This window comes from Sphingopyxis macrogoltabida (genome assembly GCF_001314325.1).
Lineage (GTDB): Bacteria > Pseudomonadota > Alphaproteobacteria > Sphingomonadales > Sphingomonadaceae > Sphingopyxis > Sphingopyxis macrogoltabida.
Genome location: NZ_CP009429.1, coordinates 383,805 through 405,234 on the forward strand (window position 1 = coordinate 383,805; position 21,430 = coordinate 405,234).

At 66.3% G+C, this 21,430-nt stretch carries 21 protein-coding genes; 15 read left to right on the forward strand and 6 right to left on the reverse strand.

Going from position 1 to position 21,430, the window contains the following annotated elements; translation table 11 throughout:
* Positions 1-66: 66 nt before the first annotated feature.
* The 8 genes from LH19_RS29715 (at position 67) to LH19_RS02025 (ending at position 9,806) form a co-directional block, all read left to right on the forward strand.
* Positions 67-1,542, forward strand: a complete 1,476-nt coding sequence (locus LH19_RS29715; RefSeq protein WP_269465199.1) for a sensor histidine kinase — start codon at positions 67-69, stop codon at positions 1,540-1,542.
* A gap of 45 nt (positions 1,543-1,587) precedes the next feature.
* A complete protein-coding gene (locus tag LH19_RS01995) occupies positions 1,588-2,838 on the forward strand; it encodes a putative DNA modification/repair radical SAM protein (RefSeq protein WP_054724468.1) in 1,251 nt (416 codons plus the stop codon).
* Positions 2,835-4,262, forward strand: coding sequence for a UdgX family uracil-DNA binding protein (locus tag LH19_RS02000; protein WP_054724471.1), 1,428 nt, complete (start codon positions 2,835-2,837; stop codon positions 4,260-4,262). Before LH19_RS01995 ends, LH19_RS02000 begins: the two co-directional genes overlap by 4 nt.
* Positions 4,262-5,275 (forward strand): ligase-associated DNA damage response exonuclease, encoded by a 1,014-nt coding sequence (locus tag LH19_RS02005; protein WP_054724474.1) that lies wholly within the window; start codon positions 4,262-4,264, stop codon positions 5,273-5,275. Before LH19_RS02000 ends, LH19_RS02005 begins: the two co-directional genes overlap by 1 nt.
* The gene (locus tag LH19_RS02010; protein ID WP_054724475.1) at positions 5,272-6,840 is read left to right on the forward strand and encodes a cisplatin damage response ATP-dependent DNA ligase; all 1,569 of its coding nucleotides are present in this window, start codon (positions 5,272-5,274) and stop codon (positions 6,838-6,840) included. Before LH19_RS02005 ends, LH19_RS02010 begins: the two co-directional genes overlap by 4 nt.
* A 232-nt stretch (positions 6,841-7,072) precedes the next feature.
* Entirely contained in the window at positions 7,073-7,687 is a 615-nt protein-coding gene (locus LH19_RS02015) for a superoxide dismutase (RefSeq protein WP_054732869.1), read from the forward strand.
* A gap of 173 nt (positions 7,688-7,860) precedes the next feature.
* Entirely contained in the window at positions 7,861-9,240 is a 1,380-nt protein-coding gene (locus LH19_RS02020; RefSeq protein WP_054724476.1) for an L-serine ammonia-lyase, read from the forward strand.
* Positions 9,241-9,290: 50 nt separating this feature from the next.
* Positions 9,291-9,806 carry an SUKH-4 family immunity protein gene (locus LH19_RS02025; protein WP_054724478.1) on the forward strand — a complete coding sequence of 172 codons (516 nt, stop codon included), beginning with the start codon at positions 9,291-9,293 and terminating at the stop codon, positions 9,804-9,806.
* On the opposite strand, the gene LH19_RS02030 is transcribed toward LH19_RS02025, so the two are convergent.
* Positions 9,801-10,694 carry a LysR family transcriptional regulator gene (locus tag LH19_RS02030; RefSeq protein WP_054724480.1) on the reverse strand — a complete coding sequence of 298 codons (894 nt, stop codon included), beginning with the start codon at positions 10,692-10,694 and terminating at the stop codon, positions 9,801-9,803. The genes LH19_RS02025 and LH19_RS02030 overlap by 6 nt on opposite strands.
* Before the next feature lie 114 nt (positions 10,695-10,808).
* Here LH19_RS02030 and LH19_RS02035 point away from each other — a divergent pair, with 114 nt between their 5' ends.
* The 5 genes from LH19_RS02035 (at position 10,809) to fghA (ending at position 14,664) form a co-directional block, all read left to right on the forward strand.
* Entirely contained in the window at positions 10,809-11,921 is a 1,113-nt protein-coding gene (locus LH19_RS02035; protein ID WP_054724483.1) for an S-(hydroxymethyl)glutathione dehydrogenase/class III alcohol dehydrogenase, read from the forward strand.
* Between the two features lie 71 nt (positions 11,922-11,992).
* Positions 11,993-12,853, forward strand: a complete 861-nt coding sequence (gene purU / locus LH19_RS02040) for a formyltetrahydrofolate deformylase (RefSeq protein WP_054724484.1) — start codon at positions 11,993-11,995, stop codon at positions 12,851-12,853.
* Between the two features lie 54 nt (positions 12,854-12,907).
* Positions 12,908-13,288 carry a VOC family protein gene (locus tag LH19_RS02045; RefSeq protein WP_054588964.1) on the forward strand — a complete coding sequence of 127 codons (381 nt, stop codon included), beginning with the start codon at positions 12,908-12,910 and terminating at the stop codon, positions 13,286-13,288.
* Positions 13,289-13,300: 12 nt separating this feature from the next.
* Positions 13,301-13,804: a prolyl-tRNA synthetase associated domain-containing protein gene (locus LH19_RS02050; RefSeq protein ID WP_054724486.1), complete on the forward strand. Its 504-nt coding sequence runs from the start codon at positions 13,301-13,303 to the stop codon at positions 13,802-13,804.
* Entirely contained in the window at positions 13,801-14,664 is an 864-nt protein-coding gene (fghA, locus tag LH19_RS02055) for an S-formylglutathione hydrolase (RefSeq protein WP_054724488.1), read from the forward strand. The genes LH19_RS02050 and fghA overlap by 4 nt, the downstream gene beginning before the upstream one ends.
* A 92-nt stretch (positions 14,665-14,756) precedes the next feature.
* Here the strand turns inward: fghA and LH19_RS02060 are convergent, their stop codons facing one another.
* From LH19_RS02060 to LH19_RS02080, 5 genes are all read right to left on the reverse strand, one after another.
* The gene (locus LH19_RS02060) at positions 14,757-15,743 is read right to left on the reverse strand and encodes a quinone oxidoreductase family protein (RefSeq protein WP_054724490.1); all 987 of its coding nucleotides are present in this window, start codon (positions 15,741-15,743) and stop codon (positions 14,757-14,759) included.
* A 102-nt stretch (positions 15,744-15,845) separates the two neighbouring features.
* Positions 15,846-17,666 carry a DEAD/DEAH box helicase gene (locus LH19_RS02065; RefSeq protein WP_054724492.1) on the reverse strand — a complete coding sequence of 607 codons (1,821 nt, stop codon included), beginning with the start codon at positions 17,664-17,666 and terminating at the stop codon, positions 15,846-15,848.
* Positions 17,667-17,814: 148 nt separating this feature from the next.
* Complete coding sequence (locus tag LH19_RS02070; RefSeq protein WP_054724493.1) at positions 17,815-18,987, reverse strand: BaiN/RdsA family NAD(P)/FAD-dependent oxidoreductase; 1,173 nt, start codon at positions 18,985-18,987, stop codon at positions 17,815-17,817.
* A 6-nt stretch (positions 18,988-18,993) separates the two neighbouring features.
* Positions 18,994-19,173 carry a hypothetical protein gene (locus LH19_RS02075; protein WP_054724496.1) on the reverse strand — a complete coding sequence of 60 codons (180 nt, stop codon included), beginning with the start codon at positions 19,171-19,173 and terminating at the stop codon, positions 18,994-18,996.
* Complete coding sequence (locus LH19_RS02080; protein WP_054724498.1) at positions 19,170-19,646, reverse strand: GreA/GreB family elongation factor; 477 nt, start codon at positions 19,644-19,646, stop codon at positions 19,170-19,172. Before LH19_RS02080 ends, LH19_RS02075 begins: the two co-directional genes overlap by 4 nt.
* Before the next feature lie 163 nt (positions 19,647-19,809).
* Here LH19_RS02080 and LH19_RS02085 point away from each other — a divergent pair, with 163 nt between their 5' ends.
* Positions 19,810-20,586 carry a head GIN domain-containing protein gene (locus LH19_RS02085; RefSeq protein ID WP_054724500.1) on the forward strand — a complete coding sequence of 259 codons (777 nt, stop codon included), beginning with the start codon at positions 19,810-19,812 and terminating at the stop codon, positions 20,584-20,586.
* Between the two features lie 43 nt (positions 20,587-20,629).
* Positions 20,630-21,337, forward strand: a complete 708-nt coding sequence (locus LH19_RS02090) for a head GIN domain-containing protein (protein ID WP_054724502.1) — start codon at positions 20,630-20,632, stop codon at positions 21,335-21,337.
* Positions 21,338-21,430: the final 93 nt, after the last annotated feature.

Sequence of the window (21,430 nt, forward strand, 5' to 3'; positions counted from 1 at the left end):
TTCATGGCAGAGCGCCCCGGGGGACAAATTGGCGAAAAGCCGCCAACCGGCGCAGAGGGGCAAGTCTTGGCAGATGCAGGGGAGGGCGATGCGACGCAGCGTGAACGGCTGAGGCTCGATACCCTGCGCGAATATCGCCTGATGGATACCCCGCCCGAGCAGGCCTTCGACCGGGTGACCAAGCTCGTCGCCGACCTTTTCGATGCCCCGATCGCTCTCGTCTCGCTCGTTGACGACTGCCGTCAGTGGTTCAAGTCGGCCTATGGCCTCGACGTCGCCGAAACGTCGCGCGATATCAGTTTTTGCCAATATGTCGTCGCCGACGAACAGCCGCTGATCGTCACGGACGTGCTCGGCGATGCGCGGTTTCGCGACAATCCGCTGGTCACCGGCGACCCGTTCATCCGCTTCTATGCCGGCGTGCCGCTGCGCGCCTATAATGGCGCGGTGCTCGGAACCCTGTGCGTCATCGACCGCAAGGAACGCGCGATGCTGGGGCCGACGGACCTGACCCGCCTCGAGGATTTCGCTGCGATCGTCATGGCCGAAGCCGACCTGCGCCGCACCGCGGCCGAGCGCGACGACGCCCGGCACATGCTCGAACGCGCGCTCGACTTTTCGGGCATCGCGACCTGGCAATATGATGCCCGCGACGGCAGGATCCGCTGGCGCGGCGCGGTGGCCGAACTCTGGGGCGGCGACTATCGCGAGGCGCTGACGACGATCGACGGCTTCTTCGAGCGGTTGCACGCCGACGACCGCGAGCAGGTGCGCGCCATTCTGGAAGAATCGGTCGCGAGCGGCACCCCCTATGCAACCGAATATCGCATCGTCCATCCCGAGCGCGGCGTGCGCTGGGTCGGCGTCCGCGGCGATTGGGACGTCCGCGCGGACGAGGCGCTGCTCACCGGGGTGAGCATCGACATCACCGAACAGAAGAGCCGGCAGGAAAATGCCAATCTGCTGATGCGCGAACTGCACCACCGGATGCGCAATCTCTTTGCGACGGTCAGCGCGATCATCTCGCTCACCCGCCATTCGGCGACCGACGTCGACGATTATGTCGAACGGATCAGCAGCCGCCTCGACGCGCTCAACCGGGCGCAGAATGTGCTGCTCGGTGCGAATTTCATGACCGGGTCGATGCACGCGCTGATGCGCGAGGTCGAAGCGGCCTTTCCGCGCATCCGCTGGACCGGCCCCGACCTGCTGCTGCCCGAAAATGCCCTTGTCGCGATGGCGCTGCTGTTCAACGAGCTCGCGACCAACGCGGTCAAGCATGGGGCGCTGACCGGCGACGACGGGCGCGTCGAGGTGAGTTGGACGCAGGACAAGGAAGGCGCCGAACCACGGCTGTTCCGCCTCCACTGGGCGGAGACGGGCGGTATCGCGGAGGTCGTCGAACCGACCCGCACCAGCTTCGGCACCCTGCTGATCGAGCGCAGTGTGCGCAACAATCTGGGCGGCACGATCGAACGGCGCTGGGAACCCACCGGGCTGGTCGTCGATATTGCGCTCCCGGCAAAGTGGCGCGACGCCTAACCCAGGTTATTTTGTTCTTCCTTTGTTCCATGCTAGACACGGGGCATGTCGACCAAGCCGATTCTGGAAAAGCTCGCCGTGCTTGCGGACGCGGCCAAATATGACGCGTCGTGCGCGTCCTCGGGAACGGTGACGCGCGACTCGACGGGCACGAAAGGGATCGGTTCGACCGAGGGCATGGGCATTTGCCACAGCTATGCTCCCGACGGGCGCTGTATCTCGCTGCTCAAGATCCTGCTCACCAATTTCTGCATCTACGACTGCCGCTTTTGCATCAACCGGGCGTCGAGCAATGTCGAACGCGCCCGTTTCAGCCCGCAGGAGGTCGTGCGGCTGACGCTCGATTTCTACAAGCGCAACTATATCGAGGGGCTGTTCCTGTCATCGGGCATCATCCGCTCCGAGGATTATACGATGGAGAAGCTGGTCGAGGTTGCGCGCATTCTGCGCGAGGAACACCGCTTCCAGGGCTATATTCACTTGAAGACGATCGCGGGGGCGGACCCGGGGCTGATCGCGCTGGCGGGGCTCTATGCCGATCGCCTCTCGACCAATGTCGAACTGCCGACCGCGGCCGGCCTCTCGAGTTTTGCGCCGGAGAAGAAACCCGCGACGATCCGCAAGACGATGGCATCGGTGCGCGTCGGTGAATCCGACGCGATCGACGCGGCGAAGAGCCGGCTGATCGGCAAGGCTAAACCGCCGCGCTTCGCGCCCGCCGGCCAATCGACGCAGATGATCGTCGGCGCCGATGCCGCGCGCGACGACGATATCTTGCAGACCGCGACGAACCTCTATTCGGGGTACCAGCTCCGCCGCGTCTATTATTCGGCGTACAGCCCGATCCCCGACGCGAGCAGCGACCTGCCGCCGGTGCGGCCGCCGCTGATGCGCGAGCACCGGCTGTATCAGGCCGACTGGCTGCTGCGCTTTTACGGTTTCGAGCGCGCCGAGATCATGGAGGGGGCGAGCGGCGGCATGCTCGATCTGGCGATCGATCCCAAACTCGCCTGGGCGCTCCAGCGGCGCGAAGCCTTTCCGGTCGATATCAACCGCGCGCCGCGCGAATTGCTGCTGCGCGTGCCGGGGCTGGGAACGAAGGCCGTCGACCGCATCGTCGCGGCGCGGCGGCTGGGCACGCTGCGGCTCGGCGACCTCGCCAGACTGACGGCGTCGGTGAAGAAGCTGCTGCCCTTCATCGTCACCCCCGACTGGCGGCCGGGCAAGCTTACCGACAGCGCCGACCTGCGCGCGCGCTTTGCGCCGCCGGCGGAACAACTGGCGTTGGCGCTGTGAGGGAGGTGGTCCTGAAGGAGCCAAGCGATTTCGCCGAATGGCGGCGCGCGGCGCGCGGGCTGCTCGCAGGCGGTGTGGCGCCGGAAGAGGTGAGCTGGCGCGGCAGCGCGGAGGGTGCGTCGCTGTTCGGCGATGCGATTGCCGCGGCGCCCGTGGGGCAGCTCAGCCTGCCGCGCGAGCTGGTCGAGATCGCCGAACGCGTCATCTGTCACCGAGATCCGGAAGTGCCGGCGCGGCTTTACCGGCTCGTCTGGCGCGTGTTGCACGACCGGCATCTGCTCGCGCGCACGACCGACGCCGAGGTCGACTGGCTCCGAAAAGCCGACAAGGCGATCCGCCGCGACGTCCACAAGATGCATGCCTTCGTCCGCTTCCGGCGGCTGGGCGAGGAGGCGGGGCGCGAAAGCTTTGCGGCGTGGTTTGAGCCGACGCATCGTATCTTGCGCCTGACCGCGCCTTTCTTTCAGCGGCGCTTTTACGGAATGGACTGGGCGATCGTGACCCCCGATGCGCGCGCGATCTGGCAAGGCGAGACGCTGAGCTACGGCCCGGGCGGGACGAGGGACGAGGTGCCCGACAGCGATGTCGTCGAGGACCAGTGGCGCACCTATTATGGCGCCATCTTCAACCCGGCGCGGGTGAAGATCGACGCGATGCGCGCCGAGATGCCAAAGAAATACTGGAAAAACCTGCCCGAAGCGCAGGATATCGCGCCGCTGCTCGCGGGCGCCGAAGCGCGGGTGGAACGCATGCGCGAGGCCGCCGTTTCGCTTGCGAACCCCTTGACCGATAAATGGCGGACGCGCGTGCCCGATGAATTGCTCCTCGACGACGATGTGAAGACGCTCGGCGACGTCGCGCGCGCGGTCGATCGCTGCACGCGCTGCCCGCTCTATTGCAACGCGACCCAGGGTGTGGCGGGCGAGGGGCCACAGGCGGCGCGCATCATGCTCGTCGGCGAACAGCCGGGCGATCAGGAGGATCTGCAGGGGCGGCCCTTCGTCGGGCCGGCGGGGCAGGTGTTGGACGCAGCGCTGGAAGAAGCGGGGCTCGACCGCACGCGCTTGTTCCTGACCAACGCGGTCAAGCATTTCAAGTTCGAGCCGCGCGGCAAAAGGCGGCTGCACCAGAATCCGACGGTGGGCGAGATCGATATCTGCCGCTGGTGGCTCGACAAGGAGCGCGCGCTGGTGCAGCCCGAGTTGATCGTAACCTTGGGCGCGAGCGCGCTGCGCGGGGTGACGGGCAAGAGTGCGAGCATCAAGTCGATGCGCGGCGCGGTGCACGAACTGGACGGGGGCACCAAGCTGATCGCGACAATCCATCCGTCCTTCCTGCTGCGCCTGCCCGACCGCGCGCGCGCCGCCGAGGAACGCGAGATGTTCGTTGCCGATCTGGCGCTGGCGCGGAAACTCGCGGCCTGATGGTAAAGGCGAAGACCTGGATCGAGCCGCATCCGGGCGGCATCTATGTGAAGCCCGCCGACCTGTGGATCGACCCCTCGCGCCCCGTCGAGCGCGCGGCGGTGACGCACGGTCACGCCGACCATGCACGCAGCGGTCATGGCGCGGTGTTTGCTACGCCCGAGACGCTGGCGATCATGGCGCTACGCTATGGCGTCGATGTCGAGGCGAGCCATAACGCCGCCTTTCCCTATGGCGAGGGTTTCGAGCGCGGCGGGGTGCGCTTCAGCTTTCATCCCGCCGGCCATGTGCTCGGCAGCGCACAGATATTGATGGAATATGCGGGCGAACGGATCGTCGTCACCGGCGACTACAAGCGCCGCGCCGATCCGACCTGCGCGCCGTTCGAGGTCGTGCCGTGCGACATCTTCGTCACCGAGGCGACTTTCGGATTGCCGGTGTTTCGCCACCCGCCGACGGCCGACGAGATCGCCAAGCTGATCGGCGCGGTGCGCGCCGAGCCCGACCGTTCGGTGCTCGTCGGGGCCTATGCGCTCGGCAAGGCGCAGCGGGTGATCGCCGAGCTGCGCGGCGCGGGGTGGGATGCACCGATCTATATTCACGGTGCACTCGAGAAGATGTGCCAGCTTTATGCGGCGCACGGTGTCGATCTCGGCGAGCTGCGGCTCGTTTCGGAAACCGACAAGGCCGAGATGGCAGGGCAGATCGTCCTTGCGCCACCCTCGGCGCTGAACGACCGCTGGTCGCGGCGGCTGCCCGATCCGGTGACCGCGATGGCGTCGGGCTGGATGCGCGTCCGCCAGCGTGCGCGGCAGCGGATGGTCGAACTGCCGCTGGTGATTTCGGACCACGCCGACTGGGACGAGCTAACCGCGACGATCGAGAAAGTGAACCCGAAGGAGAGCTGGATCACCCACGGCAGCGAGGACGGTCTGCTGCGCTGGTGCGAGCTGACGCAGCGCAAGGCGCGCGCGCTGCACCTCGTCGGTCGCGATCTGGAGGAAGAGGCGTGAAGCGCTTCGCGGCCCTGATCGACCGGCTGATCTATACGCGCTCACGCAACTCCAAGCTGGCGCTGATCGTCGATTATCTGCGCCACACGCCCGATCCCGATCGCGGCTGGGCGATCGCGGCGCTGACCGAGAGCCTCGATTTTCCGGCGGTGAAGGCCGGGACGGTGCGGGCGCTTCTCGCGACGCGGGTCGATGAAGAATTGTTCCGCCTGTCGCGCCATTTCGTCGGCGATACGGCCGAGACGGCGGCGCTGCTCTGGCCCGACGCGCCCGGGAAGAAGGCCGACCTCGGCGTGTCCGAGGCGGTCGATGCGCTGGCGGCAACCAGCCGCAGCGATGCGCCCGCGGTCGTCGCGTCGCTGCTCGACCGGCTCGATGCCGACGGGCGCTATGCTTTGCTCAAACTGGCCTTGGGCGGGATGCGCGTCGGGGTGTCGGCGCGGCTCGCGAAACAGGCGTTCGCGCAGGCCTTCGACGTGCCGGTCGACGATGTCGAGGAGCTGTGGCACGCGATCCCGCCGCCCTATGCGCCGCTCTTCGCGTGGGGCGAGGGGCGGGCCGAGCGGCCCGACCTTAAGGACGTTGCCTTCTTCCGCCCCTTCATGCTCGCGCATCCGCTGGAGGAGGAGAGCATCGACCTTGCCGACTATGCCGCCGAATGGAAATGGGACGGCATCCGCGTCCAGATCGTCCGCGGGGGTAGCGAGACGCGCATCTACAGCCGCGGCGGCGAAGAGATCAGCGGGGCGTTCCCCGAACTGATCGCCGCCTTCGATCAGGAGGCGGTGATCGACGGCGAACTGCTCGTGCGCGGCGAGGTGCAGGGCGGGGAGGCCGCCAGCTTCAACGCGCTCCAGCAGCGGCTGGGGCGCAAGACGGTGTCGAAAAAGATGCTCGCCGATTACCCTGCCTTCGTGCGCGTCTATGACATGCTCGGCGTCGATGGCGACGATTTGCGCGCCCTGCCGTGGACCGAGCGGCGGCGGCAGTTGGAGGCCTTCGTCCCGCGTCTCGCAACCAGCCATTTCGACCTGTCGCAGGTGATCGACGCGAAGGATTTCGACGACCTCGCCGAACGCCGCGCCGGCGCGCGCGATGCGGCGATCGAAGGGGTGATGCTGAAGCGCCGCGATGCGCCTTATGTCGCGGGGCGCCGCGCCGGGCTGTGGTACAAGTGGAAGCGCGACCCGCTCACCGCCGACTGCGTGATGATGTACGCGCAGCGCGGCAACGGGCGCCGCGCGAGCTTCTATTCGGATTATACCTTCGGTTGCTGGTCCGACGCGGGCGAATTGCTGCCGGTGGGGAAGGCCTATTCGGGTTTCACCGACGAGGAGTTGAAGTGGCTCGACAAGTTCGTGCGCGACAACACGCTGAACCGCTTCGGCCCGGTGCGCGAGGTCGAAAAGTCGCTGGTGCTCGAAGTCGCTTTCGATTCGATCCACGCATCAAAGCGCCACAAGTCGGGGCTGGCGATGCGCTTCCCGCGCATCGCGCGCATCCGCCGCGACAAGCCCGCCGAAGAGGCCGACCGGCTCGCGACGCTTCAGGCGATGGTGACTTAGCCTCTTTTGCCTCGTCATCCCGGACTTGATCCGGGATCCATTCAAGCCAGCGTTGCGCAAATGGATCCCGGATCAAGTCCGGGATGACGAAGGGGGTTTGCGTCGGCGGAGGCGAATGAATGGCAAAGCTATCGGTTATCCAAAGAAAAATTCCGCGTCACGACCTTGCAACCCGGCTAGGCGATCCCGAGTTTAAGGCCGCAAACCCCTCAAAAACAAAATGGAGACTGTCATGACGATCGCCCATCCTCCTCTCCCCTATGCTCAGGACGCGCTGGAGCCGCATATTTCGGCCGACACGCTGGCGACGCATCATGGCAAGCACCACAAGGCCTATGTCGACAAGGTCAACGCCGCGATCGAAGGCACCGACCTCGCCGACAAGCCGCTCGAAGAGATCGTCCACCACGCCGAAGGGTCGGGCAACAAGGGCCTGTTCAACAATGCGGCGCAGTCGTGGAACCATGCTTTCTATTGGGAAAGCCTGAGCCCGTCGAAGACCGCGCCCGCGGGCGACCTTGCCGCCGCGATCGACCGCGATTTCGGTTCGCTCGACGAGCTCAAGAAGAAGCTCAAGGAAACCGCGGTCAACCATTTCGCTTCAGGCTGGGCGTGGCTCGTCTCGCGCGACGGCACGCTGTCGGTCACCGACACGCATGACGCGGGCACCGAACTGACCGCGGGCATCAAGCCGCTGCTCGTCATCGACGTGTGGGAGCATGCCTATTATATCGACCGCAAGAACCTGCGCCCGGCCTATGTCGACGCGGTGGTCGACGAGCTGCTGAACTGGGATTTCGCGGCCGAGAATCTGGCACGCGATACGACCTGGACCTATCCGGCGTAAGCCAATGATCCTCCCTGCGCCGCAGGCGTGGGGAGGTGGCAGCGCGAAGCGCTGACGGAGGGGCGATGGCGCCATGTCGCGGCCCCTCCGCCATCGCTGCGCGCCAGCGAGGACCCCGAGTGTTCATGCGCTTGGACCTATCCCGATGATCGCGATCCGCCTATAGGGCCGCCATGACGATCAGCCTGTTCGAACTCTTCAAAATCGGTGTCGGTCCCTCCAGCTCGCATACCGTCGGGCCGATGGTCGCGGCGCGGCGGTTCACCGTGTGGCTCGACGAGCAGGCGCTGCTGACGAAAACCGCGCATGTCGAGGCCGACCTTTACGGCTCGCTCGCGCTGACCGGAAAGGGCCACGCCGCCGACACCGCGGTGGTCGCGGGGCTGGCGGGCGAAATCCCGGCCTCGACCAGCCTTGCCGCGATCAAGGCGCATTGGGACCGCGCCGAGAGCGAGGGCTTTATCTATCTGCTCGGGCGTCAGCGGGTGCGGTTCCTGCCGAAAAGCGACCTGCATTTCCAGATGCGCCAGCGCCAGCCGTTCCACAGCAATGCGCTAAGCTTTACCTCGCGCGACGGCGAGGGCGAGATTCTCGCCAAGCGCATGTATTTCTCGATCGGCGGCGGTTTTGTCGTCGACGAGGATGAGGCGGGACGCAACAGCCGCGGCGCCGAGGATGAAGTCGAACTGCCCTATCCCTTCACCTCGGGCGCCGACCTGATCGCGATGGGCAAGGCGTCGGGCCTCAGCTTTGCCGAAATGATGTTCGCCAACGAAGTGCGTCACCGCCCGCCGAACGAGGTGACGGCGGGTATCGATGCGATCGCCGAGGCGATGGATGCCTCGATCGATGCGGGCTGTTCGAGCACGGGTATTCTGCCCGGGGGGCTCAAGGTCAAGCGCCGCGCGCCGCAGATCGCCGACGACATCCGCAACCGCCACGAAACCAATTTGATCGACCCGCTCGCGATGATGGACTGGATCAACCTGTGGGCGATGGCGGTGAACGAGGAAAATGCCGCGGGCGGCAAGGTCGTCACCGCGCCGACCAACGGTGCGGCGGGGATCATCCCCGCGGTGATCCGCTTCTACCGTCGCGGCTATCGCGGCGATGCCGCGGGGGTGCGCACCTTCCTGCTCGCCGCGGGTGCGGTCGGCGCGCTCTATAAGCGCAACGCCAGCATCTCGGGCGCCGAGGTCGGTTGCCAGGGCGAGGTTGGCGTCGCCTGTTCGATGGCGGCGGCGGGACTGACCGCCGCGCTCGGCGGCACCAACGCGCAGGTCGAAAATGCCGCCGAGATCGGCATGGAACATAACCTCGGCCTCACCTGCGATCCGATCGGCGGGCTCGTCCAGATCCCGTGCATCGAGCGCAACGCGATGGGTGCGATCAAGGCGATCGACGCGAGCCGCATCGCGATGATCGGCGACGGCACACATGTCGTCAGCCTCGACACGGTGATCGTAACGATGCTGCAAACCGGCCGCGACATGCGCGATAAATATAAGGAAACGTCGAAGGGCGGGTTGGCGGTCAGCGTGGTGGAGTGTTGAGGGGCGGGTAGCTGGTTGCCAGTGCCTCCAACAGTTCGCATAACGCCCTTATGAAAGCCCAAGAATTCAAAGCTGCCTGGGAAGCGAACGGAGACACGCTCTATCGCTACGCTGATGATGATTTCACGGCCTCACGAATACCAGACGAAGCAGAGCATTTCCTAAAAATTGCCGGATTGCCGACCGAAGCTGCACCTTGCCTGAGCTTCGGGAAGAAGCCTCTGGACTGGGTTCCCGAAGGGGCCCTTCCAGAACGGCTTATTTCTTGTCTGCCGATAGGATCTGACGGGAGTGGCGATCCAATCGTGCTCGATACCGAAGGTACGGTCCTCCTTCTCGACCACGACCGCAGTTTTGAGCCGAGCTACGTAAACAGAGATGTGGCGACGCTTGCGGAGGCGCTGTTCCATTATCGAGAGTTAATCGAGGAAGCTGCCCAAGACGCGGATTTTGATGGAGAGCTTCCAGAAGTCGTGCGGCAAAGGTTTGCGGACTTTTTGCGACAGCTCGATCCTGAATGCCTGCGCGCAAACCAAATGTGGGCGGGCGAATTGCGCTACCTATAGCGCCCCACTCCGCGACAACGCCCCCGGCAATTCCTCGCGCAGCTTGTCGATCAGCAGCCGCACTTTCGGCAGCAGGTGCCGCCGCTGCGGATAGACCGCCCAGATCGGCTCTTCCTGCGGGCGCAGCGGGTCGAGGAGCGAGACGAGGGCGCCGCTTTGCAGGTGCGGCATCACATAGAAGTCGGGAAGCTGGCAGACGCCGTGACCGGCGAGCGCGGCTTCGGTGACCGCGGTGCCGCTGTTGCAGCGCCAGCGGCCAGCGGGGCGGTGGGTGATCTCCTTGCCCTGCGACCGGAAATGCCAGGCGGGGGCGGTGCCGAGCAGGCATTCGTGGCGCGCGAGATCGTCGATCGATGCGGGCGTGCCGGCGCGCGCGAGATAGGCGGGCGCAGCGCAGAGATAGAGGCTGCGCGAGGCGATGCGCGTCGCGACCAGCCCCGAGTCCGGCAGCGTGCCGGTGCGGATCGCGAGGTCGAAGCCCTCGGCGAGCAGATCGACGACGCGGTTGGTGAGTTCGAGCGTCACCGTCACGTCGGGAAAGGCGAAGGCATAATCGCGCGCGATCTGTGCGACGAAACGCTCGCCCATCGCAATCGAGCAGGTCATCCGCACCTCGCCGCGCGGCGCGCCATCGTCGCTGACCGCCGACAGCGCATCGTTGCGCGCCGCGATCAGACTGCGGAACTGCTCGATCAGCGTGCGGCCCGCGGGGGTCGGGACGACGCGGCGCGTCGTGCGCACGAAAATCTGCGCGCCGATGCGATTCTCGAGGCGGATGACGGCGCGGCTGATGTGCGAGGTCGAGGTGCCGAGCCGCGCCGCCGCCGCGACGAAGCTACCCGCGTCGGCGATCGCGACGATCTCGTCGATGCCCTCCCATGCGCCCATTATCTCACCTTTGGGATAATATATTGCCGATTGGCCCCTTTATCGCGCTTTGGATCGGTGTACAGCGGGCGCAATCAATTTCTCGCCAAACCCCATCCGCAAGGAGTGCTCCCCATGAAGACCCGCGCCGCCGTTGCGTTCGAAGCGAAGAAGCCGCTCGAAATCGTCGAACTCGACCTCGAAGGCCCGAAGGCGGGCGAGGTCCTGGTGGAAATCATGGCGACGGGCATCTGCCACACCGACGCCTATACGCTCGACGGTTTCGACAGCGAGGGCATCTTCCCGAGCGTGCTGGGGCATGAGGGCGCGGGCGTCGTGCGCGAGGTCGGTGCGGGCGTCACCAGCGTGAAGCCCGGCGACCATGTGATCCCGCTCTACACCCCCGAATGCCGCCAGTGCAAAAGCTGCCTTTCCGGCAAGACCAACCTCTGCACCGCGATCCGCGCCACGCAGGGCAAGGGGCTGATGCCCGACGGCACGACGCGCTTTTCGTACAAGGGCCAGCCGATCTTCCATTATATGGGCTGCTCGACCTTCTCGAACTTTACCGTGCTGCCCGAAATCGCGGTCGCGAAGATCCGCGAGGACGCGCCGTTCCAGTCGAGCTGCTACATCGGCTGCGGCGTCACCACCGGCGTCGGTGCGGTGATCAACACCGCGAAGGTGCAGGTCGGCGACAATGTCGTCGTCTTCGGGCTTGGCGGCATCGGGCTCAACGTGATCCAGGGCGCGCGGCTTGCCGGTGCCGACAAGATCATCGGCGTCGACATCAACGCAACCCGAGAGGAATGGGGCCGCAAGTTCGGCATGACCGACTTCCTCAATTCGAAGGGCATGAGCCGCGAGGATGTCGTCGCGACGATCGTCCAGATGACCGACGGCGGCGCCGACTATACCTTTGACGCGACGGGCAATACCGAAGTGATGCGCATCGCGCTCGAAGCCTGCCACCGCGGCTGGGGCACCTCGATCATCATCGGCGTGGCTGAGGCCGGCAAGGAAATCGCGACGCGCCCGTTCCAGCTCGTCACCGGGCGCAACTGGCGCGGCACCGCGTTCGGCGGCGCCAAGGGGCGCACCGACGTGCCGAAGATCGTCGACATGTATATGACCGGCAAGATCGAAATCGACCCGATGATCACCCACGTCATGGGGCTGGAAGAGATCAACAAGGGCTTCGACCTGATGCATGCGGGCGAGAGCATCCGCAGCGTCGTCGTTTTCTGACGATTTCGCCTTCCCGCCACGCCCTTCTTCCGCCATGCGCCACGGCGGAAGACGGGTGAGGGAGTGACGATGTGACCGGACCTTATGTCCTGACGTTCAGCTGTGTCGATGCGGTCGGCATCGTTTCCGCGGTGACGGGGCTGCTCGCGGAACGCGACGGCTTCATCCTCGACAGCCAGCAATATGCCGATCTCGATTCGGGGCGCTTTTTCATGCGCGTCGAGTTTCGCGGCGCGGGCGAGCGTTTTCCTGCCGATTTTGCGGGGGTGCAGGCGGCGTTCGCGCCGGTCATTGCGCGCTTCGCCATGGACGCGCGGCTGAGCGATGCGGCGGTCAAGCCGCGCTTCGTGATCGCCGTGTCGCAGGGCAGCCACTGCCTCAACGACCTGCTCCACCGCTGGTCGACGGGCAATCTCGCGATCGATATCGTCGGCGTCGTGTCGAACCACGAGGCGCAGCGGCGGCTGTCCGAATGGCATGGGGTGCCGTTCCATTACCTGCCGGTCAGCGACGCGAACCGGGAAAGCCAGGAAGCGGCGATCCTCGACATCATGGCGCGCGGCGGGGCGGAATATCTGGTGCTGGCGCGGTACATGCAGGTGCTGTCGCAGGATTTGTCGAGCAAGCTGTCGGGGCGTTGCATCAACATCCATCACAGCTTCCTGCCGGGGTTCAAGGGCGCGAAACCCTATCACCGCGCGCAGGAGCGCGGGGTCAAGCTGATCGGTGCGACGGCGCATTTCGTGACGAGCGACCTCGACGAAGGGCCGATCATCGAACAGGCGGTCGAGCGCGTCGATCATCGCGACAGCGTCGACGAGCTGATCCGCATCGGCCGCGATACCGAGGCGCAGGTGCTGGCGCGGGCGGTGCGCTGGGTCGCCGAACAGCGGGTTTTGATCGACGGCCGCAAGACCGTGGTCTTCCGTTAGGCACGCGGGCAGGATAGGTTCCGATTCGCAACCAAAACCGGAGGAGCAAAGGCGATGTATAGTCACAATATGGTCGGGGCGAACGACCTCGAAGCCGCGAAGAAATTCTATGATGCGACCTTCCAGGCGATCGGCGGCAAGCCGGCGATCCAGGACGACAAGGGACGCCTGATCTATATGCACAACGGCGGGCTGTTCCTCGTCGGCACGCCGATCGACGGCGAACCGGCAACGGTCGGCAATGGCTGCACGATCGGCTTTGCGATGGAAGGGCCCGAGCAGGCGAAGGCCTGGCACGATGCGGGCGTCGCCAATGGCGGCACCTCGATCGAAGATCCGCCGGGCATCCGCGAAGGCGGGTTCGGCCAGCTCTACCTCGCCTATCTGCGCGATCCGTCGGGCAACAAGCTGTGCGCGCTGCACCGCGTCGTTTGAGGAAGTGAATTAATGCGTGGCGAAGCGGGATTGCGATCCGACCTTCAATCGCTTGCGATCCCCTTCGTCGAGCATGAGCATAAGCCGCTGTTCACCGTGGCCGACAGCGAAGAACTTTATGGCGTCATGGCGGGCGCACACACCAAGAACCTGTTCCTGAAGGACAATGGCGGGGCCTATTGGCTGGTCACCGTCGCATCCGACGCGCGCGTCGACCTGAAGGCGCTGCCCGTCGCGATCGGCAGCAAGCGCGTGAGCTTCGGCAAGGCCGAGGATATGGAGCGGCTGCTCGGCATCACGCCCGGATCGGTGACCCCGATGGCTGCGATCAACGCGCTGCCGGGCAGCATCACCGTCGTGCTCGATGCGACGCTGGCGCCGGCCGGACAGGTCAATGTCCACCCGCTCCGCAACACCGCGACGCTCGGCCTTTCGGGCGCGGCGATCCTCGATCTGCTGCGTCACTGGGGCCATGACCCGCTCGTCGCATCCATCCCCATGCAGGAAGTCCCATGACCATCGAAACTCTCTCGACCAACCGCAGCCACGGCGGCACGCAGGGCGTCTACAAACACAAGAGCACGACGACCGGGACCGACATGACCTTTGCGGTCTTTGTTCCCGACCATGAAGAGGGCGCGAAGCTGCCGGTGCTCTGGTATCTGTCGGGGCTGACCTGCACCCACGCCAATGTGATGGAAAAGGGCGAGTATCGCGCTGCCTGCGCCGAGCATGGCATCATCTTTGTCGCGCCCGATACCAGCCCGCGCGGCCCAGCCTCTAACGGAGATGTCGTGCCCGACGATCCCGAAGCGGCGTGGGATTTCGGGCTGGGCGCCGGTTTCTACGTCGATGCGACCGAGGAACCCTGGGCGGCCAATTATCGCATGCGCAGCTATGTCGAGGACGAGCTGCCGTCGCTGGTGCTGCGCGAATTCGCCGCCGCCGACATGACGCGGCAGGGGATCACCGGACACTCGATGGGCGGGCACGGTGCGCTGACGGTCGCCTTGCGCACCCCCGACCGTTTCAAGTCGGTGTCGGCCTTCTCGCCGATCGTCGCGCCGCTGCAATGCCCGTGGGGCGAAAAGGCGCTGGGCAATTATTTGGGCGACGACCGCGAGGCATGGCGCGTTTACGACGCCTGCGCGCTGATCGAGGGCGGGGCGCGGGTGCCCGACCTGCTCGTCGATCAGGGCGCCGCCGATAATTTCCTTGCCGAGCAACTGAAGACCGAGCTGCTGGTCGAGGCGTGCGAGCGTGCGGGGCAGAAGGCCGAAATCCGCATGCAGCGGGGGTACGACCACAGCTATTATTTCATCTCGACCTTCCTCGGCGAGCATGTCGCCTGGCATGCGGCGCGGCTGAAGGCGTAACGTCGCCCCCGCGCAGGCGGGGGCCGTTGTCGGCCTTTTCCTACATCGCCGCGTAAACCCTCCAGCGGCCCCCGCCTGCGCGGGGGCGACGGTCAGGCGTGCTCGGGAATCAGCAACGTCGACCCCGTCGTGCGTCCGGCCTGCAGATCGGCATGCGCGCGCGCCGCATCTTCGAGCGAATAGCGCTGGCCGACGGTGACCTTCACCGCGCCCGATGCGATCATCTCGAACACCCGGTCGGCACCCGCGGCGCGTTCGCCGGGCAGGTGGTAATAATCGAACAGCGTCGGCCGGGTGACGAACTGCGAGCCATGCTGGGCGAGGATGCCGAGGTTGACGCCGGTCACCGGGCCGCCGGCATTGCCATAGCTGACGATCAGCCCGCGCCGCGCGGTGGCTTTCAGCGACACATCCCATGTCGCCATGCCGATGCCGTCGAAGGTCACGGGAACGCCCTGACCATCGGTGATCTCGCGGACATGCGCCGCGACGTCGTCGCTTTTGTACATCAGCACATGATCGGCGCCGGCTTCGCGTGCGGCATGCGCCTTGGCTTCGGTGCTGACGGTGCCGATCACCGTCGCGCCGACCGCCTTCAGCCACTGGACGAGGATCAGCCCGACACCGCCCGCTGCGGCATGGACGAGCACCGGCCAGCCGGCCTCGACCTTGGCGCAGCGTTCGACGAGCATCTCGACCGTGCACGCCTTGAGCAGCGCTGCGGCCGCGGTTTCGTCGTCGATGGTCGCGGGCAGCTTGAACAGCGACGCCGCGCCGACAAGCCTTGCGCTGGCATAGGCGGAGCGTTCGGGGCCGAAGGTCGCGGCGCGGTCGCCGGGGCGGAGGCCATGGACGCCTTCGCCGACGGCCATGATCTCGCCCGCCGATTCGACCCCGAGGCCGCTCGGCAGCGGCACAGGGTAAGTTCCGTCGCGGTGATAGGTATCGAGATAGTTGAGGCCGACCGCCGTCTGGCGGAGCAGCACCTGCCCGGGACCGGGCGCGCCGAGCGTGACCTCGCGCCAGTCGATGACCTCGGGTCCACCCTGGCTTTCGATAAAGGCTTCGATCGCTTTCATGCGCGCGCTCCTGCTGTCCGATCCATCTGGTGGGCCGGGCAGGGGAGTGCAAGGGTTACGCGATGAAAGCCCCTCCCCGAAGGGAGGAGGTGATATCATGCCTTATTTCGGGCGGCGCGGGCTGCGCTGGCCATAAGGCTTGGGCTTGTAGCGTTCGTTCTTGTCACGCGGTCCGCCGGGCGCGCGGGGGCCGCGCGGGCCATCGTGACGCGCTCCGCCCTTCGGACCACCCTTGTCGCGGCGCGGCGGATAGGTGGGGCCGTCGGGTGCGGGGGTGATCGCGACGCCGCTGTCGTCCTCGCCATCGGCATTGGCGCTGCGCTGCACGGCTTCCATGAAACGGTCGGCGATGCCGCGCGGGATGTTGAACATCGTTTCCTTGGGACCGATGCGGATCGCGCCGATCTCGTTCTTGCTCACATGGCCGCGGCGACACAGCAGCGGCAGGATCCAGCGCGGATCGGCGTTCTGGTGGCGGCCGATATTGAGCCGGAACCAGACGCTGTCCTCGAAGCCTTCGCGGCGGTCGGCGCTGCCGCGTCCGCCCCGATCGTCATGCTGCCGTTCGAACCGCTCGCCGCGCTCACCGCGTTCGGGCCGCTCGCGGCCGCGCGGGCTATTGTCGAGCAGGTCCTCGGGCGGCGGCATCAGCGCGCGGTGCGCGCGGACGAGCGAGGCGGCGATATCTTCGGGCGTGCGCTCGGCCATCAGGCGCTCGGCGAGTTCAAGATCTTCGGGCTCATGCTCGACGGGCGCGAGCAGTTTCTCGATCAGCCGTTCCTGATCCTTCTCCCGGACGTCGGCGGCCGTCGGGGCTTCCATCCACTCGGCGTTGATGCGCGCGCCGCGCAGCATCCCGTCGACGCGGCGGCGGCGCGGATAGGGGACGATGAGCACGGCAGTGCCCTTTTTGCCGGCGCGGCCGGTGCGGCCCGACCGGTGCTGGAGTGCTTCGGCATCGCGCGGGATTTCGACATGGATGACGAGGCTGAGCGTCGGCAGGTCGATGCCGCGCGCCGCGACGTCGGTTGCGACGCAGACACGCGCGCGTCGATCGCGGAGCGCTTGCAGCGCATGGTTGCGTTCGTTCTGGCTGTGCTCGCCCGACAGCGCAACGGCAGCGAAACCGCGCTCGACGAGGCTGGCGTGGAGGCGGCGGACATTGTCGCGCGTTGCGCAGAACAGCATCGCGGTCTCGGCTTCGTGGAGGCGGAGCAGGTTGATGACGGCGCCTTCGATGTCGGCGGGGGCGACGGTTACGACCTGATAGGTGATGTCGCCATGGCCGCGATCTTCGCCGACGGTCGAGATGCGCAGCGCATCGCGCTGGTAGCGTTTGGCGAGCTGGACAATCGGCTTCGGCAGCGTCGCCGAGAACAACAGCGTGCGGCGCGTTTCCGGGGTGCCGTCGAGGATTTCCTCGAGGTCGTCGCGAAAGCCCATGTCGAGCATCTCGTCGGCTTCGTCGAGCACCGCCACGCGCAGCGCCGAGAGGTCGAGCGCGCCGCGTTCGAGATGGTCGCGCAGGCGGCCCGGCGTGCCGACGACGATCTGCACGCCCTGATTTAGCGCGCGGCGTTCCTTGCTGGCGTCCATGCCGCCGACGCAGGTCGCGATGCGTGCGCCGGCCTTGCCATAGAGCCAGCCGAGTTCGCGGCTGACCTGCAAGGCCAGTTCGCGCGTCGGTGCGACGATCAGCGCGAGCGGCGAGGTGGCGAAGGGGAGGCGGCCATCCTCGATGAGCTGATCGGCCATCGCGAGGCCGAAGGCGACAGTCTTGCCCGAGCCGGTCTGCGCAGAGACGAGCAGGTCGCGGTCCTTGGCCTCGGCTTCGGTGACATGCGTCTGGACGGGGGTGAGCGCTTCATAGCCGCGCGCGGTGAGGGCGTCCGCAAGGACGGGCGAGAGGTGTTCGAAAGGCATTTTGTTCTTCTTATCCTGTGCGGCAAAGTCGCCGTCGTCTGGTTCTTCGCCGCCCGGGATTCGATTCAGGTCTGATACCCGAGTCCGAACAATTGGGTCGTGGATGCTGAAACCTGTCCAGCATGACGAGGAATTATCTGGGTTTTTCCTAAAGGGCTTGGCCCGCCGCGTGTCCGCTGGCCCATGCCCATTGAAAATTATAGCCGCCCAGCCACCCGGTGACATCCACGGCTTCGCCGACCGCATAGAGCCCCGGAACGCTTTTGGCCATCATTGTTTGCGATGACAGGTTTGCGGTCGAAATTCCGCCGACGGTGACCTCGGCCTTGGCGAAGCCCTCGGTGCCGTTGGGATGAAAGGGCCAGCGCGAAAGCCGGGCTTCGGCCTCGGCGAGCTTGCGATCGGTGAGCGCGCCGAGTTCGCCGGGCAGCGCGAGGCGGTCGGCAAGGGTTTGCGCGAGGCGATCGGGGAGGGCGAGCACCGAGGCGAGCGTCGCGCGCGGACGATTGTGCTTCGCTTCGGTCAGCCAGCCTTGCGGTGCGTCGGGCAGGAAGTCGATCGTCACCGGCTCGCCGTGGCGCCAATAGCTGCTGATCTGGAGAATGGCCGGGCCGGAGAGACCCTTGTGGGTGAAGAGCGCGGCTTCGCGAAAGGCCGCCTTGCCGGCGCGCGCCTCGACCGGCGTGGCGACGCCCGAGAGGTCGCGGAACAGCACATCGTCGCCGCCCAATGTCAACGGGACGAGCGCGGGGCGCGGTTCGACGACCTTGAGCCCGAACTGGCGGGCGAGGTCGTAGGCGAAGCCGGTCGCGCCCATCTTCGGGATCGACGGGCCGCCGGTTGCGATGACGAGATTGGGGGCGATGAAATCCTGCCCGCCGAAAGTGACGCGGAACGCGCCGTCGGCGTGCGTTACCGTGCGCACCGGCTGGCCGCAGCGGATGTCGACGCTGCCCTTCGCGCATTCTTCCAGCAGCATCGCGACAATCTGTTTCGCTGAGCCGTCGCAGAAGAGCTGGCCCAGCGTCTTTTCGTGATGCGCAATGCCATAGGCGTTCACCAGCGCAAGGAAGTCGGCGGACGTGTAGCGCGCGAGCGCCGATTTCGCGAAATGCGGGTTGGCCGAGAGGAAGCGGTCGGGGCTGGTGTGGATGTTGGTGAAGTTGCAGCGCCCGCCGCCCGAGATCAGGATCTTCTTGCCGACCTGTTCCGCATGGTCGAGCAGCAGGACACGCTTCCCCCTTTGCCCCGCGACCGCGGCGCACATCAGCCCCGCCGCGCCGGCACCCAGCACGATGACATCATAATCGGGGGCGGTCATGCGCGCCTAGTGCAGCTTCGCGATCGACAGGCCGTCGGCCTTGGCGCGAACCTTCACCGATTCCTCGCTACGCGTCAGCGCCTTGGCGATCGCTTTCAGCGCCATGCCCTTTTTGGCGAGCGTGTGCAGCTTGTCGATTTCCGCGGCGGTCCACGGCTGTTTGTGGCGTTCGAATTTGTCTTTCATGCCTGTACCTCCGGGTCGGCCCGCGTCGCGACGATCTCGATCGCATCCTCGCGGCCCTGATATTCGAGCGTCTCGCCCACCTCGGCGCTCATCAGCGCGCGGGCGAGCGGGGCGGAAAAGGCGATGTGGCTGCGCGCCGGATCGGCTTCGTCATGGCCGACGACGGTCAGGCTGCGTTCGCCGCCGTTCAGCGTGAAGGTCACGCGGCTGCCGATCGCCACCACCGCGTCGCCGGGCGCCGGCTGCACCTCCGCGGTCGCGTGGCGGGTGTGGAAATAGCGCAGGCGGCGCTGGAGCTTCTTGCGCTCCTCCTCGGCTTCGGTGGCGGCAACGGCGGCCTCGATACGCGCGACCTCCTCGCCGAGCAGGCGCAGCCCGCGCGGGGTCACCAGATTCGGGCCGACCGGGATCGGCAGCTCGAACTCGGGTTCCTTATGCTCGTCGTCGCTCTCGCGGCGAAAGGCTACGCTCATGACCGGGCTTTCAGGCTGGAAAAGGGGAAAGATGGGCGCGACGGGCGGCGCTGTCCACCCCTCTGGCCCGCGAAGGTGGCGACAAGAAGGCAGCGCGGCTGGACAGCATTTCCCATGTGTGTTATATAGGCAATACACAAAGGAAATTTTGCGGAGATTTGCGATGCGTAACCGGACGATGGCGATTTTGCCGCTGGCCCTGACCCTGCCCCTGACCCTGATCGTCACGGGCTGCAGCGGCGCCGGCAATGACGGCAAGCGGCAGGAGGGTAGCCCGACGGCCGGGCCGGCCGACCCCGGGCCGGTCACGACGCAAAATTATTCGCTGACCGGTTTTACCGGGGTCGAAGTCGCGGGCCCCGACGACGTCACCATCCGTCAGGGCGACGCCTTCTCGATCAGCGCGAAGGGGCCGAAGGCGATCCTCGACCGGCTGGAGATCAAGCTCGACGGCACGACGCTGGTGATCGGGCGCAAGCGCGAAGGCTTCAGCTTTTCGAGCCGCGACGACGACGATGTCGACATCGCGATCACGATGCCGAAGCTGGACGGCGTCCGGCTGACCGGATCGGGATCGATCGACGCCGACACGATCGACGGCGATGCGGTGAAGGCGGTGCTTACCGGATCGGGTGACCTCAAGGTCGGGAAACTCACCGGCAAAAGCGCCAAGCTGACCCTGTCGGGTTCGGGCGATATCGAGGTCGGCAGCGGGACGATCGGGTCGGGTGACGTGAGCATTACCGGATCGGGCGATATCGACGCCGAGGGGCTTGTCGCGGATACGCTCGATATCTCGATCGCGGGATCGGGCAGCGTCGACGCGCAGGCGACCGGCAGCGCCGATATCAGCATCCTCGGGTCGGGCGACGTCAAGCTGCGCGGCGGTGCGACCTGCAAGACAAGCCAGATCGGATCGGGCACCGCGACCTGCACCTGACGGAGCGCTGGTGCGGCCCACGCGAACGGGCTAGGACGGCAGCATGACCCTGACGATGCGATGGGCCGCGCTGACGGCCGCCGTCCTCCTTGCTGTTCCCGCTTCGGCGGCGGAAAAGCGCTATGGTCTCACCAGCTTCGAGGCGATCGAGGTCAATGCCGACGTTGCGGTCGAGGTGACGACGCGCGCGCCGGTCAGCGCGGTGGCGAGCGGATCGCAGCAGGCGCTCGACCGCCTGACGCTCGAAACGCGCGACGGCAAGCTGGTCATCGGGCAAAAGCAGTTCGCCGGCGATGACAAGCGCCGCTCGCCCGAGGGCGCGGTGACGGTTCGCGTCAACGCCGCGAACCTGCGCACCGCGATGCTCGGCGGTGCGGGATCGCTGCGGATCGACAAGTTGAAGGGTGCGCGCGTGATGATCGGGCTGCGCGGGCCGGGACAGGTCATGGTGGGCGAGGTCGACGCCGACCGGCTGTCGGTCGCGATGGTCGGCAACGGATCGATGACGCTCGGCGGCCGCGCCAAGCAGGCGCAGATGACGCTGTCGGGCGCCGGGGCGGTCGATGCCGGCAAGCTCGCGGTCGACGAACTGATCAGCGACAGCGAAGGCGCCGGCGATCATGTGCTGAACGCGGTCAAGACCGCCGCGATCACGACGCGCGGCATCGGCAAGACAGTCGTGCTCGGCCGGCCCGCGTGCACGGTGCGTAACGTCGGCAGCGGGTCGGTAACCTGCGGACCGGGGAAATAGGTTCGGTCGAGGGGCCGGTAGCGACCGAAAGCGGACACGTCCCTCTTCGTCCCCCCGGGCTTGACCCGGGACCCGCCTTCCTTCTTTCGACGC

Bases quoted from the DNA above. Each gene is read 5' to 3' on its own strand.
- LH19_RS01995 (WP_054724468.1), top strand. From the start codon at position 1,588: ATGTCGACCAAGCCGATTCTGGAAAAGCTCGCCGTGCTTGCGGACGCG.
- LH19_RS02005 (WP_054724474.1), top strand. From the start codon at position 4,262: ATGGTAAAGGCGAAGACCTGGATCGAGCCGCATCCGGGCGGCATCTAT.
- LH19_RS02015 (WP_054732869.1), top strand. From the start codon at position 7,073: ATGACGATCGCCCATCCTCCTCTCCCCTATGCTCAGGACGCGCTGGAG.
- LH19_RS02020 (WP_054724476.1), top strand. From the start codon at position 7,861: ATGACGATCAGCCTGTTCGAACTCTTCAAAATCGGTGTCGGTCCCTCC.
- LH19_RS02025 (WP_054724478.1), top strand. From the start codon at position 9,291: ATGAAAGCCCAAGAATTCAAAGCTGCCTGGGAAGCGAACGGAGACACG.
- LH19_RS02030 (WP_054724480.1), bottom strand. From the start codon at position 10,694: ATGGGCGCATGGGAGGGCATCGACGAGATCGTCGCGATCGCCGACGCG.
- LH19_RS02035 (WP_054724483.1), top strand. From the start codon at position 10,809: ATGAAGACCCGCGCCGCCGTTGCGTTCGAAGCGAAGAAGCCGCTCGAA.
- LH19_RS02045 (WP_054588964.1), top strand. From the start codon at position 12,908: ATGTATAGTCACAATATGGTCGGGGCGAACGACCTCGAAGCCGCGAAG.
- LH19_RS02050 (WP_054724486.1), top strand. From the start codon at position 13,301: ATGCGTGGCGAAGCGGGATTGCGATCCGACCTTCAATCGCTTGCGATC.
- fghA (WP_054724488.1), top strand. From the start codon at position 13,801: ATGACCATCGAAACTCTCTCGACCAACCGCAGCCACGGCGGCACGCAG.
- LH19_RS02060 (WP_054724490.1), bottom strand. From the start codon at position 15,743: ATGAAAGCGATCGAAGCCTTTATCGAAAGCCAGGGTGGACCCGAGGTC.
- LH19_RS02065 (WP_054724492.1), bottom strand. From the start codon at position 17,666: ATGCCTTTCGAACACCTCTCGCCCGTCCTTGCGGACGCCCTCACCGCG.
- LH19_RS02070 (WP_054724493.1), bottom strand. From the start codon at position 18,987: ATGACCGCCCCCGATTATGATGTCATCGTGCTGGGTGCCGGCGCGGCG.
- LH19_RS02075 (WP_054724496.1), bottom strand. From the start codon at position 19,173: ATGAAAGACAAATTCGAACGCCACAAACAGCCGTGGACCGCCGCGGAA.
- LH19_RS02080 (WP_054724498.1), bottom strand. From the start codon at position 19,646: ATGAGCGTAGCCTTTCGCCGCGAGAGCGACGACGAGCATAAGGAACCC.
- LH19_RS02085 (WP_054724500.1), top strand. From the start codon at position 19,810: ATGCGTAACCGGACGATGGCGATTTTGCCGCTGGCCCTGACCCTGCCC.
- LH19_RS02090 (WP_054724502.1), top strand. From the start codon at position 20,630: ATGACCCTGACGATGCGATGGGCCGCGCTGACGGCCGCCGTCCTCCTT.